This window comes from Streptomyces sp. NPDC004134 (assembly GCF_042874195.1).
Lineage (GTDB): Bacteria > Actinomycetota > Actinomycetes > Streptomycetales > Streptomycetaceae > Streptomyces.
Genome location: NZ_JBIAMS010000025.1, coordinates 97848 through 112547, shown reverse-complemented (window position 1 = coordinate 112547; position 14700 = coordinate 97848). Strand labels below are relative to the sequence as shown.

General features: G+C 73.1%; 11 protein-coding genes. 2 read left to right on the top strand and 9 right to left on the bottom strand.

The genetic code is table 11. From position 1 onward, the window contains the following. Position 1: 1 nt before the first annotated feature. Genes ACFYVJ_RS27285 through ACFYVJ_RS27275 form a run of 3 tightly spaced genes read right to left on the bottom strand, consistent with a single transcriptional unit; the run spans position 2 to position 3686 of the window. Positions 2 to 988: an ABC transporter permease gene (locus ACFYVJ_RS27285; RefSeq protein WP_388896613.1), complete on the bottom strand. Its 987-nt coding sequence runs from the start codon at positions 986 to 988 to the stop codon at positions 2 to 4. Then, the gene (locus ACFYVJ_RS27280) at positions 985 to 1959 is read right to left on the bottom strand and encodes an ABC transporter permease (protein ID WP_388896610.1); all 975 of its coding nucleotides are present in this window, start codon (positions 1957 to 1959) and stop codon (positions 985 to 987) included. Before ACFYVJ_RS27280 ends, ACFYVJ_RS27285 begins: the two co-directional genes overlap by 4 nt. Then, entirely contained in the window at positions 1956 to 3686 is a 1731-nt protein-coding gene (locus tag ACFYVJ_RS27275; RefSeq protein ID WP_388896607.1) for an ABC transporter substrate-binding protein, read from the bottom strand. The genes ACFYVJ_RS27280 and ACFYVJ_RS27275 overlap by 4 nt, the downstream gene beginning before the upstream one ends. Before the next feature lie 188 nt (positions 3687 to 3874). Between ACFYVJ_RS27275 and ACFYVJ_RS27270 the strand changes: the two genes are divergently transcribed. Then, entirely contained in the window at positions 3875 to 5356 is a 1482-nt protein-coding gene (locus ACFYVJ_RS27270) for an aminopeptidase P family protein (RefSeq protein ID WP_388896604.1), read from the top strand. Positions 5357 to 5483: 127 nt separating this feature from the next. Here the strand turns inward: ACFYVJ_RS27270 and ACFYVJ_RS27265 are convergent, their stop codons facing one another. The 5 genes from ACFYVJ_RS27265 to ACFYVJ_RS27245 form a co-directional block, all read right to left on the bottom strand. Further along, on the bottom strand, positions 5484 to 6194 hold the full coding sequence (locus ACFYVJ_RS27265) for a GntR family transcriptional regulator (RefSeq protein WP_388896601.1): 711 nt from the start codon (positions 6192 to 6194) through the stop codon (positions 5484 to 5486). A 189-nt stretch (positions 6195 to 6383) separates the two neighbouring features. After that, a complete protein-coding gene (locus ACFYVJ_RS27260) occupies positions 6384 to 7247 on the bottom strand; it encodes a dihydrodipicolinate synthase family protein (RefSeq protein ID WP_388896700.1) in 864 nt (287 codons plus the stop codon). Positions 7248 to 7525: 278 nt separating this feature from the next. After that, on the bottom strand, positions 7526 to 9934 hold the full coding sequence (locus tag ACFYVJ_RS27255; RefSeq protein ID WP_388896598.1) for a collagenase: 2409 nt from the start codon (positions 9932 to 9934) through the stop codon (positions 7526 to 7528). A gap of 123 nt (positions 9935 to 10057) precedes the next feature. Further along, a complete protein-coding gene (gene secD, locus ACFYVJ_RS27250; protein WP_388896595.1) occupies positions 10058 to 12313 on the bottom strand; it encodes a protein translocase subunit SecD in 2256 nt (751 codons plus the stop codon). Between the two features lie 78 nt (positions 12314 to 12391). Continuing rightward, positions 12392 to 12829: a hypothetical protein gene (locus ACFYVJ_RS27245; protein WP_388896593.1), complete on the bottom strand. Its 438-nt coding sequence runs from the start codon at positions 12827 to 12829 to the stop codon at positions 12392 to 12394. Between the two features lie 282 nt (positions 12830 to 13111). Between ACFYVJ_RS27245 and ACFYVJ_RS27240 the strand changes: the two genes are divergently transcribed. After that, a complete protein-coding gene (locus ACFYVJ_RS27240) occupies positions 13112 to 13774 on the top strand; it encodes an HNH endonuclease family protein (protein ID WP_388896697.1) in 663 nt (220 codons plus the stop codon). Positions 13775 to 14089: 315 nt separating this feature from the next. On the opposite strand, the gene ACFYVJ_RS27235 is transcribed toward ACFYVJ_RS27240, so the two are convergent. Beyond that, complete coding sequence (locus ACFYVJ_RS27235; RefSeq protein ID WP_388896589.1) at positions 14090 to 14605, bottom strand: GNAT family N-acetyltransferase; 516 nt, start codon at positions 14603 to 14605, stop codon at positions 14090 to 14092. Between the last annotated feature and the right edge of the window lie 95 nt (positions 14606 to 14700).

The following is a 14700-nucleotide window of genomic DNA, read 5'->3' as shown; positions in this document are numbered from 1 at the left end:
TTCAGTACCTCACCCTCGGGTCGACGACCGCGTAGAGGATGTCCACGACGAGGTTCGCCGCCACGATGAAGAAGGCCGCCAGCAGCGTGACCCCGAGGATCACCGGCTGGTCGGAGCGCTGGAGGGCGTCGAAGAAGAGCCTGCCGACGCCCGGGATGCCGAAGATGCTCTCGGTGATCACGGCGCCGGCGAGCAGCCCGCCGAGGTCCATGCCGAAGAGGGTCAGCACCGGCGTCATGCCGGAGCGCAGCCCGTGCTTGACCACGACGACGGACTCGGGCATGCCCTTGGCGCGCGCGGTGCGGATGTAGGGCTGGGCCATGGCCTCGATCATCGAACTGCGGCTCTGCCGGGCGTACATCGCGGCGTAGAGCAGCGCCAGCGCGGTCCACGGGAGCAGCAGGTTCGCGGCCCAGCCGAGCGGGTCGTCGGTCAGGGCGGCGTACTCGGGATACGGCAGCACGCCTGCGACGCGCACCACGCCGTGGATGAGCATGACGGCGGTGAAGTACACCGGCAGCGAGGCGGCGGCCACGGCACCGACCATCAGGGTGCGATCGGTGCGCGTGCCCTTGCGCAGGGCGGCGGCGATGCCCGTGCCGAGGCCGAGGACCAGCCACATGAGCGCGGCGCCGAAGGCCAGCGACGCCGAGACCGGCAGCCGGTCGGTGAGCAGGTCCCACACCGGCAGCGCGTACTCGTAGGAGTAGCCGAAGCAGGGGAAGCCGCACTGGAGCGCCTGCGGTCCCTCGCCCAGTTCGCGGCCCGCGAAGATCCCGGTGAGGTAGTCGGTGAACTGGCGCCACAGCGGCTGGTCGAGCCCCATGGAGTGGCGCACCTCGGCGAGCCGCTCCGGCGTGCAGGTCTTGCCGCAGGCGGCCGCGGCGGGGTCGGCGGGCAGCAGGTAGAAGATGGTGAAGGTGACGAGGCAGATGGCCAGCAGGACGCCGGCGACGCCCACGAGCCGGCGGGCCAGGTAGAGGATCACGCGTGGTCTCCCCGGGGGTCGAGGGTCTCCCGGAGCGTGTCGGCGAGGACGGTGAACGCCAGCACGGCCAGGAAGAGGAAGGCGCTGGGGATGACGAAGTACATGGGGTCGGTCTCGTAGAAGGAGACCGCCTCGGAGATCATCTGCCCCCAGGAGGAGGTCGGCGGCTGCACGCCGACGCCGAGGAAGCTGAGCGCGGCCTCGGTGCTGATCATCCCGGGGATCAGCAGGGTGGTGTACGCGATGACGGGCCCCGAGACGTTCGGCAGGATCTCCCGGGTGACGATCCGCCAGGCCCCGAACCCGCCGGCGCGGGCGGCGTCGACGTACTCGCGGTGCCTGACCGACAGCGTCTCGCCGCGCACCACGCGGGCGATGCCGGGCCAGCCGAAGATGCCGATGACGCCGGTCATCAGCAGCACCCGGTTGACGTCCTGGGCCACCGACATCATCGCGATCATGAAGATGAGCGAGGGGAAGGACATCGTGAGGTCCATCAGCCGGCTGAGCACGGTGTCGGTCCGGCCGCCGAAGTAGCCCGCCGCGATGCCCGCGGCGGTGCCGACGACGACCACGATGGCGGTGGCCGCGAAGGAGATGAAGAGCGAGACCTGGCCGCCGTGGACGACCCGGGCGAACAGGTCCCGGCCGGTGACCGGCTCCACGCCCAGCCAGTGCTCCGCACCGATCCCGCCGAGCGGGCCCTTGGGCAGGCCGCCGAGGTACGGGTCGACGGCGGTCTTGTCGAACTCGGTCGGTGACCAGCCGCCGAGCGTGCTGAGCAGCGGCGCGGCGGCGGCCATGACGACGAGCAGGGCGACGACGACGAGGGCCGCGAAGGCGCCGCGGTCGCCGCGTACCGCGTGCCACGCCAGCCGCCAGGGGCCCCGGCCGGCGTCCTCCTCCGGACCGGGCCGCGCCCCGGCGCGCTCGGTCTGCGTCCGCCCGGAACCCTTGCGGAGTGCCGTCATGACTTCCCCGGGTCCTTCAGCCCGATGACCGCGTAGTCGAACTGCCCGGTCCAGACCGGGTGCCCGAACGCGCCGGCGATGTTGTCGCCGACGAGCAGCGGCTTGCGCTCCCAGAGCAGCGGGACCGAGGGCGCCTTCTTCATGATCCCGGCGTCCAGCGCGGTCCACGCCTCGTTCGCCTCGCCGACGTCGGTCAGGGTGGCGATGCGGTCCATCTCCCGCATCACCTCCTCGTCGCGGAACTGGGCGTAGTTGCCCTTGTTGCCGGTCTCCTGGATGGTGCGGCCGTCGAAGACGAACGGCAGGAAGGTGGCGCCCGAGGGGTAGTCGGGGCACCAGCCGCTGATCGCCATGTCGGGCGCGTTCCTCGTGTCGCCGATGGTGTCGTAGAAGACGGACGGGTCGGCGGTCCGGATCTTCACGGTGACGCCGGCCCGGTCCAGGCTCTGCTGCAGCGCCTCGGCCCTGGTCTTGTCGCCGGTGGAGACGGTGAGGGTGGCGGTGAAGCCGTCGGACTTGCCGGCGTCCGCGAGCAGTTGCCTCGCCTTCTCCACGTCGCCGGCGGGCGGGATGCCGAGCACGTCGCTCTTCTCGCCGCCGGCCAGCGCGGGCGGCAGGTAGGCGGTGGCGACCTCGTTGAGCGCGGGGCCGCCGTTGGCGGTGACCTGGGCCTCGCGGTCGACGGCGGCCATCATCGCCTGCCGCACCACGGGGTCGTCGAAGGGCGCGCGCGAGGTGTTGAGGTGCAGCATGTCGGTGCAGCCGGTGATCTCCGCGGCGAGCCGGGCCCGTACGCCCTCCTTGGAGAGCACCTTGGCGACGCTCTCGGGGCGCATGTCGGCCCACTCCACGGCGGAGGCGTCGCCGCCGCCGCTCGCGATGAGCCGGTCGTCGATCTGGTCGCCGCCGAGGCCCATCTTGACCACGATCCGGTCGGGGTACGCCTTGCGCACGGGGTCGGTGGCGGCGCGCCAGTGCTCGTTGCGTACGAGCACCAGCTCCTTGCCGCGGTCGTAGCGGTCGATCTTGTACGGGCCGGAGGAGAACGGCCGCTGGTCGTACTGGACGCCCTTGTCCCGGGCCGCGGGCACCGGCGCGAACGTCGGCAGGGTGGCGGTGTAGGAGAACTCGGCGATCGGCCGCTTGAGACGGAAGACGATGGTCCGTTCGTCCGGCACCTCGATGGAGTCCAGGTGCTCGCCGTCCAGCGGGCCCGCGTAGCCCTCGGTGCCGGCGAGGTACTGCTGCGCGTAGTCCGGGCCGCCGGTGAGGTCGGCGGCGAAGGACCGCTCGACGTTGTACTTCACGTCCGCGGCGGTGATCGGGCTGCCGTCCTCGTACGTGAGCCCCTTCTTCAGCGTGAACGTCCACACCTTGCCGCCCTCGGTGGGCGTGCCGAGGTCGGTGGCCAGGTCGGGGACGATCTCGGTGCCCTTCTCGCCGGGCTCGGCCCGGAAGGTGGTGAGGGTCCGGTAGAGCAGCCGGATGCCGAAGTCCATGTCGGGCATGGTCCAGTTGCGGGCCGGGTCGAGGTGGGCGAAGTCCTGGTTGGAGAGCACGGTCAGGGTGCCGCCGCGCTTGGGGGTACCGCCGATCACGCCGGTGGCGCCGGGGTTTCGCCCCTTGCCGCCGGAGTCACCCGAGTCGGCCGAGCAGGCGGCCGCGCCTGCGGTGAGGGCTGCCGCGAGAGACGCCGCGAGGGCGGCGCGCACACTTCTGCTGATCATGTTCCACTCCGTCGTGGGTGGGTCCGGGGGGCTGGATCCGAGATCACCGAGGGCAGTTGGGCCGTACGGACCGCTTCCCTCCCCTGGCGCGCTGTGTAACATAATAATGTGCAATTTTATTGGCAAGGGATCAGCGGACTCGTTACGCACCCGTGTCCGGCACCCCCCGCTCACCAGGAGCCGCCCCGATGGACAAGCCCCTCGCCCGCCCGCACACCGGCAGCCACGACCTCGACGTCCCGCCCGCCCTGCAGAGGTTCATGAGCAGCGCGTGGGCGCCCAGCCCGCTGCCGTCAGGCCGCCGCGTCCCCGGGTACGACGCGCTCGCCGGCCGCCGCGCGCGGCTGTCCGCGCGCTTCCCCGGCGAGCGGCTGGTGGTGCCGGCGGGAGCACTCAAGGTCCGTTCCCACGACTGCGATCACCGCTTCCGGCCGCACAGCGCGTACGCCTGGCTGACCGGGCTGGCCGGCGAGGACCAGGCGGGACACGTCCTCGTCCTGGAGCCCGCCGGGGCCGAGGGGCACGAGGCGGTGCTGTACCTGCGGCCGCGCTCGGCCCGGGACACCGACGAGTTCTACCGGGACCGCCGCTACGGCGAGTTCTGGGTCGGCCGCCGCCCCGACCTCGACGAGGCCGCCGAACTGACCGGTGTCGCCTGCCGCGACCTCGAAGGACTCGCCAAGCTCACCGCGGGGCCTCGGCCCGAGGCCCGGGTGCTCTCCGGGCTCGACGCCCGCGTCGACGGCCTCTTCGACCGCGGCCCGCACAGCGCGGCGGAGCCGGACCGGGACGCCGAACTGGGGGCGTATCTGGCGGAGTTGCGGCTGGTCAAGGACGCCTGGGAGGTCGGGCAGCTCCAACTCGCCGTCGACCACACCGCGGCCGGCTTCGAGGACGTCGTACGCGCCCTGCCCACGGCCCTGCGCCACCCGCGCGGCGAACGCTGGCTGGAGGGCGTCTTCCAGACCCGCGCCCGCGCCGAGGGCAACGGCACCGGGTACGAGACCATCGCCGCCTCCGGCGAACACGCCTGCGTGCTGCACTGGATCCGCAACGACGGCCGGCTCGACCCGGAGCGCCTGCTGCTCCTCGACGCCGGGGTGGAGACCGACACCCTCTACACCGCCGACGTCACCCGCACCCTCCCGCTGTCCGGGCGCTTCTCACCGGTGCAGCGGCAGGTGTACCGACTCGTCCTCGACGCCCAGGACGCCGGCATCGCGGCCCTGCGACCGGGCGCCCGCTTCCGCGACTTCCACCAGGCGGCGATGGCGGTGATCGCCGAAGGGCTCTACGACTGGGGCGTGCTGCGCGTCACCCCCGAGGAGGCGCTCGCACCCGACAGCGGCCTGTACCGGCGCTACACGCTGTGCAGCAGCGGGCACATGCTCGGTCTGGACGTGCACGACTGCGCCAAGGCGCGGGCGAGCGCGTATCTCGACGGGGTGCTCGCGGCGGGCCAGGTCCTCACCGTGGAACCCGGGCTCTACCTCCAGCCCGACGACGAGACGCTGCCGCTCGAACTGCGCGGCATCGGCGTGCGGATCGAGGACGACCTCGTGATCACCGAGGACGGCGCCCGGCTGATGTCGGACGGGCTGCCACGGGACCCGGACGCCGTCGAGGAGTGGATGGGGACTCTGCTCGACGGCGGCCGCCGGGCGGTCTGAGCGGGGGGCCGGGCGGTGCGCCGTCCTCGCCCGCGTCCGGCCCCGCCCGCCGGGCCGTCCCACCGCCCGCGGCGCCGCACGGCGCCGCGGGCGGCTCCGCGTTTCGCGCCGCCGCCGGTGCCGCTGGTCAGCCCTCGCCGAGGCGCAGTGCGCTCGCGCGCTTCGCGGCGCTGCGCCGGCCGGCCGCCCACAGGGTGCGGATGTGGCCGAGGTGTCCCGCCATCAGCTCCTGGGCCGCGGTGGCGTTGCCGGCGATCATCAGGTCGAGCAGGGTGAGGTGCTCCTGCGCGGAGTCGACGAGCACGCCGGCGCGGTCGAGGTCGGTCAGGCCGTACAGCCGGGAGCGGTTGCGCAGTTCGGCGACGACGGTGACCAGGTGGTCGTTGCCGGCCAGCGCGAGCAGGTCGAGGTGGAAGCGGCGGTCGGCCTCCAGGTAGCCGATGAGGTCGTGGTCGCGGGTGGCCTTGACGATGTCCTCCGCGAGCGGGCGCAGCGCCTCCAACTGCTCCTCGGTGGCCACTTCCGTCACCCGGCCCACGGTGGGGATCTCGATCAGCTCGCGGATCTCCGTGTAGTTGTCGAGGTCGCCCTCGGTCATCTCGGTGACGCGGAAGCCCTTGTTGCGCACGGCCTCGACCAGGCCCTCGCGGGCGAGGTCGAGCATGGCCTCGCGCACGGGCGTGGCCGAGACGCCGAACTCCGTGGCCAGCGCGGGCGCGGAGTAGATGACGCCGGGCCGCAGCTCGCCCGCTATCAGCGCGGCCCGCAGGGCGTTGGCGACCTGGTCGCGCAGGTGCTTCTGCACCGAGATGAGCGTGCCCCGCTTCGCCTCAGCCATGGTGTTCCCTCCGGGAGCGGCAGGGGCCGGATGCGCGATGTGACATTGTTGTAGCGTACCCCGCCCTTCCGCCCCGGCGGCCGGGGACCGGGACGGAAGGCGGCTGCGGATCCGTACGGGGAGGCGATCCGTACGCGGGTATGGTCCCGACGCGGTCTGGATCCCCTCCCTACGCGGCGGGGCGGCCGGTCAGCCCAGGCCCTCGGCGAGCAGCTTCTCCGTGATGCCCCTCACCACCGCGGCCTGTTCGTCCGCCAGCGGCGAGCGCGGCGGGCGGCAGGGGCCGCCGTGCAGCCCGGCGACGTCCATGGACAGCTTGATCGCCTGGACGAACTCCGGCTTGGAGTCCCAGCGGAGCAGCGGGTGCAGGGCCCGGTAGAGCGGCTTGGCCAGCGCCAGGTCGCCGCCGGTGGCGGCGCGGTAGAGGGTGGCGCAGGCGTCGGGCAGCGCGTTGGGGAAGCCGGCGATCCAGCCGACGGCGCCGGCGACGGCCAGCTCCAGCAGGACGTCGTCCGCGCCCACGAGCAGGTCGAGTCCGGGCGCCAGCTCGGCGAGTTCGTAGGCGCGGCGGACGTCGCCGGTGAACTCCTTGACGGCGACGATGCTCTCCTCGCCGTGCATGGCGGCGAGCAGCGCGGGGGTGAGGTCGGTGCGGGTGTCGTACGGGTTGTTGTACGCCACCACCGGCAGCCCGACCTTCGCCACCTCCGCGTAGTGCGCGCGCACCGCCGCCTCGTCCGCCCGGTACGCGGTGGGCGGGAGCAGCAGGACCGAGCCGACGCCGGCCTCCGCGGCCCGCTCGGTCCAGCCGCGCGCCTCCGCGCTGCCGTACGCCGCCGCGCCCACCATGACCCGGTCGCCGTCGCCGGCCGCGGCCACGGCGGTGTGCACCAGGCGGATGCGCTCGTCGTCGGTGAGGGTCTGGTACTCGCCCAGGGAGCCGTTGGTCACGACCCCGTCGCAGCCGGCGTCGAGGAGCCGGCGTACGTGCTCGGCGTAGGCGTCGAAGTCCACGGTCAGGTCGGTGCGCAGCGGGAGCGCGGTGGCGACCATGAGGCCGTGCCAGGGGCGGGACCGTTCCTGTGGGGCAGAGGTCATGGAGTACTCCGGGTGAGTCGCGGCAGGCAGGCGCGGGCCGCGCGGTCGCGGGCCCTCGGACAACAGTACAATGTCACATGGTTCTCTGGGTACCGGCACCGGCGGACGATCCCCCCGCGCCCGCGCGCCGGGCGCGCGGACGGCCCGGGTGGCGGCGGTGGTGCGCTCCGCTCGCCACCCGGGCTCCCCCGGGTTCCTCCCTCCTACCGTCGTGTCCCTGTGTCCCTACCCGGTCAGTACTCGGTGGTGACCGTGGCTCCGCCGAAGTCCGCGGCGGCGGCGAGGGTGAGGTAGTGGTAGCCGGCCTGCGGGTTGCTCACCGTCAGCGTCTCGCCGTTGCCGGGTCCCGTCGACCTGCTGGTGTAACTGCCGGTCGTGGCCCAGGTGCTGCTGTTGTAGTAGAGGTCCGCGTTGCCGGTGCCGCCCTCGGTGGTGATCTTCAGTTGCCGGGTGCCGGCCGGGAGGTAGACGTAGAAGTACGCGTGGTCCCCCGCCCTCGCGGTGACGCCGCTGCGCCGGCAGTTGCGGTCCATCTGGCGGGTGTCGGCGCCGGTGCACTCGGTGATGCCGCCGCCCCCGCCGCCTCCGCCGCACTCGCCGGCGGCGCACGCGGTCAGCCACGTGTACCAGTCGCCGTCGTAGCGCGAGCCGATGCTGCCGGTCAGATAGCTGCGGGCGGCGCTCCAGTTGCCGCCGCGGTAGTAGCCGAGGACGGTGTCCATCTCGGGCCTGTGGGACTGGAGCATGTACCGGACGGCCAGGTAGCCCCACCGGTAGACGCGCGTCTGGTCATGGCTGTACGTGGTGTCGAACAGCGTGCTGAGCGCGTAGGTGCGCCGGCCCGCCTCGGTGACGGCGGCGTCGTAGCGCAGATTGCGGTACGAGTAGGACACGTACTCCGCGAAGCCCTCGATCCACCAGATCGTCGGGGTGGAGACGTTGGCGGTGAAGTCGCCGTACATGTTGAAGCGGCCGTCGAGGTAGTGCGTGTACTCGTGGTTGAGGTTCCAGATCTCGAACGCGGGCCGCACCCACTCGGCCTCGTAGGCGATGAACCGGGGCTGGTTGCCGGCGGCGGACGGGTCCCCTTCCAGATACATGCCGCCGTTGTTGGTGTCGATGCCGAACATCGCGCCCGCGTAGGTCTGGTAGTCGGTGCTGGAGTCGAACGCGACCACCTCCAGGGTGGTGTTGCGGTCCCCGGCGACCGGCCCGCTGTCGCGCGCGATGCCGTGGAAGTACGCGTCCTGGCCGGCCAGGCTGGCGCACGACTCGCCGAGCTGGGCCGCGGTCATGTCCTGGGCGCGGATGCGCAGGCTGCCGCCGCAGGTGTGGTTGACCGGCAGCACGGCGGCGGCCAGCCGCTCCTGGAGGTTGCAGGTGCCGTAGTAGCCGCAGTTGGCCTTGTCGTAGAAGTCGGCCATCTCGGCGAAGCCGACCCACAGCGGCGCGGTCCTGCCGGTCATGGAGCTCTGGCCGAGCAGCCCCGCGCCCTTCGGGCGCACGTCGGGCCGGAGCGCGGAGTGCTGGAGGAACCGGCCCAGTTCGCGGCCGGCGTTGGAGGTCAGGTAGGCACGGTCGGTGCCGAGCAGGCCGAGGTGGCCGGAGGCGAAGTCGTACAGCGTGGTGAGCACGCTCCGGTCGGAGGTGACCGCGCTGACGAACTCGGGCACCTGGTGGCCGCGGAAGAGCACCGTGTAGACGCTGTTGACCGCGTTGAGCATCCACCAGGAGCCGTCGTACGAGCTGTTGTAGCCGGTCAGCAGCCGCTTGACGACGTGCAGATAGCGGGCGTTCTCCTCGGCGCTGTCGATGAGGATCACCGCCTCGGCGAGCGTCTCGCCGTTGGCGTCGCTGACGTCGAAGGCGTGGCCGCTCGCGAAGAACGCGTCCAGACCCGACCGGATCGCGGTCTTCAGGCCCTGGCCGTACGGGCCGACGGCGGACTCGTTGTACCAGTGCACGTAGTAGCCCGCGCGCAGGTAGAGCACCAACTGCGGCATGCCCGTACTGCTGTTGCCCGGATAGGCGGAGGAGCCGTCGCGCAGCGCATACGCGACGCTCGTCATCTGCGCCTCGCGGAAGGCGTGGTAGGCGTCGCCGCCGGTCAGGCTGAACAGCGTGTTGACGCAGTCCGTGGTCGACGCCTTGATCTGGGCGACCAGGGCGCTGCCGGTGCGGCTGGTGAAGTCGGCGGTGCTGCACGCGGCGGCGGCCGCGTCGGCGCCGGCCCCGCCCTTCCCGGCCGCGCCCTTCCCCGCGGCGCTCCTGCCGGGCGCGTTCTTCCCGGCCGCCTTCATCGACGGCCGGGCGCGCTCGGCAGGGGTCGCCGGGCCGTCGTAGTCGCGCTTCAGCTCGTCCTTCGACGCGGACAGCGGGGCACGCTGCCGCGGCTTGAGCGGGTCCTTCCCGACGTGCCCGGGCTCGTCGCCGTCCTGCGCGACGGCCGCGGACCGCGGGGGTGGCTGCGCCTTTCCGTGCCGCTCCCGCGCTTGCGCCCCCGGCCGGGGCTGCTCCTGCAACTGCGCCTGCGCCGCGGGGCGTTCGGGTGCCGTGCGGGCCTGCGCCTGTGTGGCGAGCAGCCCCGTGCCCAGGCTGAGGGTCACCGCCAGGACGATGAGTCCTGATCCCCGCCGTCTCACCGGTCTCGGTCTCACTTGCCGCCTCCCGGGTTACGAGATTCTTGGCATGAACACGTGCATGACGGTGCAGTAATATGTCACACATCACATGTCCGAGGAAGACGTCGCGCAGGAAGTCGTCGCTCACCTCTTCTTCCGGGCGTCGAGTTCGATGGCGAGCGGGGTGGCGGTGAAGACGGAGGAGTACGTGCCCGCGGCGATGCCGACGAGGAGCGCGAGCGCGAAGTCGGTGAGGGCGCCGCCGCCGAGCAGCGCCAGCGCGGCGAGGATGAAGACGGCGCCCGTGCCGGTGTTCACCGTGCGCGGCAGGGTCTGCAGGATCGCCGTGTTCGCGGCGGTGCGGAACGGCTTGCGGCGGTCGGCGGCGACGAGTTCGCGGACGCGGTCGTACAGGACGACGGAGTCGTTGACGGAGTAGCCGATGACGGTGAGCAGGGCGGCGAGGAAGATGCCGTCGATGGGCTTGCCGAGCCAGGCGAAGACGCCGACGAGGATCACCGCGTCGTGGACGAGCGCCGCGACCGCGGAGGAGGCGTACGTCCAGCGGAAGCGGATCGCGAGATAGACCAGTTGGGCGGCCAGGGCGACGCCGAGCGCGATGAGCGCACCGGTGCGCAGCTCCTCGCCGAGGCTGGGCCCGATCATCTCGTCGCGGACCGTCTCCGCGCCGCCGCCCAGCTCCGCCACCGCGGCGGTGACCTCGGCCGCCTCGTCGTCGGAGAGTTCTTCCGTACGGACGCTCAGCTCGCCGTCGCCCGAGGTGTTGACGACGGCGCGCGGCTGGCCCGCGTCGGCGAGCGCGGCGCGGGCCTCGTCGGCGTCGACGGGCTGCGTGGTGGCGTACTCGATGAGCCGGCCGCCGGTGAACTCCACGCCGAAGTCCAGCCCGCGGACCACGATGCCGCTGCCGGCCAGCAGCAGGGCGACGCCGGAGAGCGCGAGCCAGCGGCGCGAGTGGCGCATGAGCGTCGGGTCGCGCCGGACCAGCCAGGCGCGTACCCGGCCGTGGCCCGCGATCCCGGAGCGGCCGGGGCGTACCCGCAGCGCGCGCCGGCCCGCGGCGTACTCGGCGAGGACCCGGGTGACGACCAGCGCGCTGAACATCGAGGCCAGCACGCCGATGGCGAGCGTGACGCCGAAGCCGCGCACGGGCCCGGAGGCCAGGAAGAAGAGCAGTCCCGCGGCGATGAGCGTCGTGACGTTGGAGTCGGCGATGGCGCTGAACGCCTTGCGGAACCCGCCGGCCAGGGCGGTGCGTACGGTGGGCCGCCGGCCGGCGGCGTACTCCTCCCTGGCCCGCTCGAAGACCAGCACGTTCGCGTCCACGGCCATGCCGATCGCCAGCACGAAGCCGGCGAGCCCGGGCAGCGTGAGGGTGGCGCCGAGGGCGGCCAGGGCGGCGTACGAGATCAGCGCGTAGCAGGCGAGGGCGACGGTGGCCAGGAAGCCCAGCAGCCGGTAGACGACGATGATGAACACCGAAGTGAGGGCGGCGCCGATGAGCGCGGCCCAGGCGCTGGCGGAGATCGCGTCGGCGCCGAGGGTCGGCCCGACGGTGCGCTGCTCGACGGTCTCCAGCGGCATGGGCAGGGCGCCGCCGTTGACGAGCAGGGCGAGTTCGCGCGCCTCGTCCCGGCCGAAGTCGCCGGTGATCTGGGTGGAGCCGCCGGTGATGCCGGTGCGGCAGCCGACGCCGGGGTCGACCTGCGGCGAGGAGATGACCTTGCCGTCGAGGACGATGGCGATGCGCCGCGCCGGATCGCCGGGGGGCGCGCAGGCGGCGGCGCCGGTCAGGCCGGCCCACCCGGAGCCGCCGTCGCCGTCGAAGCCGACGGTGACGAACCAGCCGCGGGCCTGCTGGGTGTCGAAGAGCGCCTCGGCGTCGGCGACGTCGGCGCCGGTGAGCGCGGCGGGCCCGAGGCGCAGCGGCTGCCCGGCCTCGTCGCGCAGCACCTTGCCGTCGGCTGCCTTGCCGTCGGCTGCCTTGCCGTCCGCTCCCTTGCCGGCTGCGCCTTCTCCGTCCGCCGCGGCGCCGAGGACGGGGTGGAAGGTGAGCTGGGCGGTACGGCCGAGGAGGTCGGCGGCCTCGCGGGGGTCCTGGACGCCGGGCAGGTCGACGATGATGCGGTCGTCGCCGGAGCGGGTCAGGGTGGGCTCGGTGACGCCGAGGGCGTCGACGCGGTTGCGCAGCACTTCGAGGGTGTGGTCGGTGGTGTCCGCGTCGGCTTCCGCGGCGTCGGAGTCGCGGGCCTCCAGGACGATCTGGGTGCCGCCGCGCAGGTCGAGTCCCAGGTGTACGGGCACGAGGACGGCGACGGTGACGGACAGGGCGAGCACGGCAAGGGCCAGCACGGCCCGCACGCGGGTGGCGCGTGTCATGGGGTTTGCTCCAGCCAGGCATGGCGCGGTGGCCCGCGTGCGCGGGGCGCGCCGGGGTGGATGAAAAAGGGGGTGGTGTCAGATGCCTGGAGCGGGCGGAGGTGCGCGTTCCCCGCCGGGAGCGGGGCTGAAGCCGGGGAGGGTGCCGCCGTCCGGCGGGGCCGGAGCGGGGACCGAGGGGGTACGGGGGAGGTCGTACGGCGGCCTGGGTGCGGCGAGGAACGGCGCGGAGGGCCGCTCCGCGGGGGCGCCGCGCTGGCCCTGCTGGGGCGCGGCGTGGTCCTCGGGCCCGGCCCCCGGGGCGCCGGCGAGGTGCTGATCGGCGCTCGGGGCGGGCTCGCCGACCACGTCGAAGGCGGCCCCGTACGACGACGGCCCGCCGTGCACCGCCGCCCCGCCCTGCCCGGCGCCGGCCCCGAGCACTCCGGCGACGGCGAGCACGACGGCGAGGACGGCACCCCGCCACCGGCCCCCACCGCGGGAGCCGGGCTGGACCGCGCGCGCGTACCTGCTCATACGCGGTCTCCTAGGTAGCCGGACGGGGCCCGCAGAGCGAGCACGAACAGGCCACCATACTCACCCCCACCCCGCAAAGACACCCGCCCCCTCCGGACCCGGGAGCGGGAACCGGCCCGGCGGACGCGGCGGCGCATGGGCGAGAGATGGCATGGGCATGTCTATACGCGTAGACGCGGCGGGCTGTTCGAACCTGCGTCAACCGTAGAGCAGTTCGGCACCGGCGGACTCCGCCGGCGCTCCGCTCCGTCGCAGACGCTCCTCCTCACCCCCCTGGAGGCCCTGTTGCCCGGATCCCCGGCGATATCCCCGCGCGGCTGGATCGCCGCGCTCGCCCTGCTGGCCCTCGCCCTCGGTGTCGCGCTCGGCGCGGCGCCGCCGGCGGCGGCGTTTCCGCCCGACGTGCCGCCCAAGGCCCAAGTGCAAACCGAGCTCAACAGCCTGACCGTGGCCGCGGAAGGCTCGATGAGCGGCTACTCCCGTGATCTGTTCCCCCACTGGACCACCGTCTCCGGCACCTGCAACACCCGCGAGACGGTCCTCAAACGCGACGGCACCAACGTCACCACCGGCGCCGACTGCTACCCCACCGGCGGCTCCTGGTACAGCTACTTCGACGGCGTCACCCGCAGCTCGCCCGCGCAGATCTCCATCGACCACGTCGTGGCCCTGGCCGAGGCCTGGCGCTCAGGCGCCAGTTCCTGGACCACCGCCCGCCGCCAGCAGTTCGCCAACGACGTCACCGGCCCGCAGCTCATCGCGGTGACCACCGAGGTCAACAGCTCCAAGGGCGACCGCGACCCGGCCGACTGGAAGCCCCCGCGCACCGCGTCCTGGTGCGGATACGCCAAGTTCTGGATCCACACCAAGTACCGCTGGAACCTGAAGATCGACTCCGCGGAGAAGTCCGCGGTGCAGAGCATGCTCAACGGCTGCTCGTACTAGAGCCGCCCACCTGGCAGAGCCGCCCGCCGGGCACCCCGGCCCACGGCCGGGGCGCCCCGGGCGGTGTCAGTTGAGCGCGCGCAGTACGGCCCGTACGGCTGCCGAGATCCCCCGGCCGATCCACCCGAGCACTCCCAGCGACACGGCCACGTCCGCGCCTTCCACGGCCACGTCCGCCCGGCTCGACCCGGCCTTGCACGCCGGGCAGGAACGGGGCCAGCGGCGTTTCCGCGCACCGCACTTCCTGCATGTCGCCACGAACTCGATCTCCCCGCTGCTCCCGGCCCGAGGCCCCCTACGGGCGCCCGGCTCACCCTACACAGCGGGGGGCGGGCCCTCCCGGGTCAGGTCGCGCCGGTACCACGTGCCCGGCTTGCCGCCGAGGTGGGCGGGATCCGCCGGTCCCGCGTCCGTGAAGCCCGCCTTGATCAGCACCCGCCGGGACGCCTCGTTCCCGTGCACGATGGCCGCCCGCAGGGTGTGCAGGCCGTACGCGGCCGGCGCCCGGCGGCACAGCTCGCGGACGGCCGCCGTGGCCAGCCCGCGGCCGGTGACGTGCTCCGCGACCCGGTAGCCGAGTTCCGCGTTGCCGTCCTCCAGGTCGATCAGGTTGAACCTGCCGAGCACCGCGCCGTCCTCTTCGACGAGCACGTGGAAGGCGCAGACGCCGGTCTCCTGCTCCGCGAGCAGCGCGCCGAACCGGTCGGGGAAACGGTCGAAGAAGGCGTCACCGCGGTCGGGGACCGCGGCCGCGAAGTAGGCGCGGTTCGCCAACTCGAAGGCCAGCACCGCCGGCCCATGTCCGGCACGCAGCCGCTCCAGCTCGGGCATCACCCGACTCTATCCACGCACCCGCCCGAAAGCCCCCGGTTTTCCGCCGGACCAAGCGCCGTTCGGCGACCTCGCGGCCCGAGGACGGAGACGCC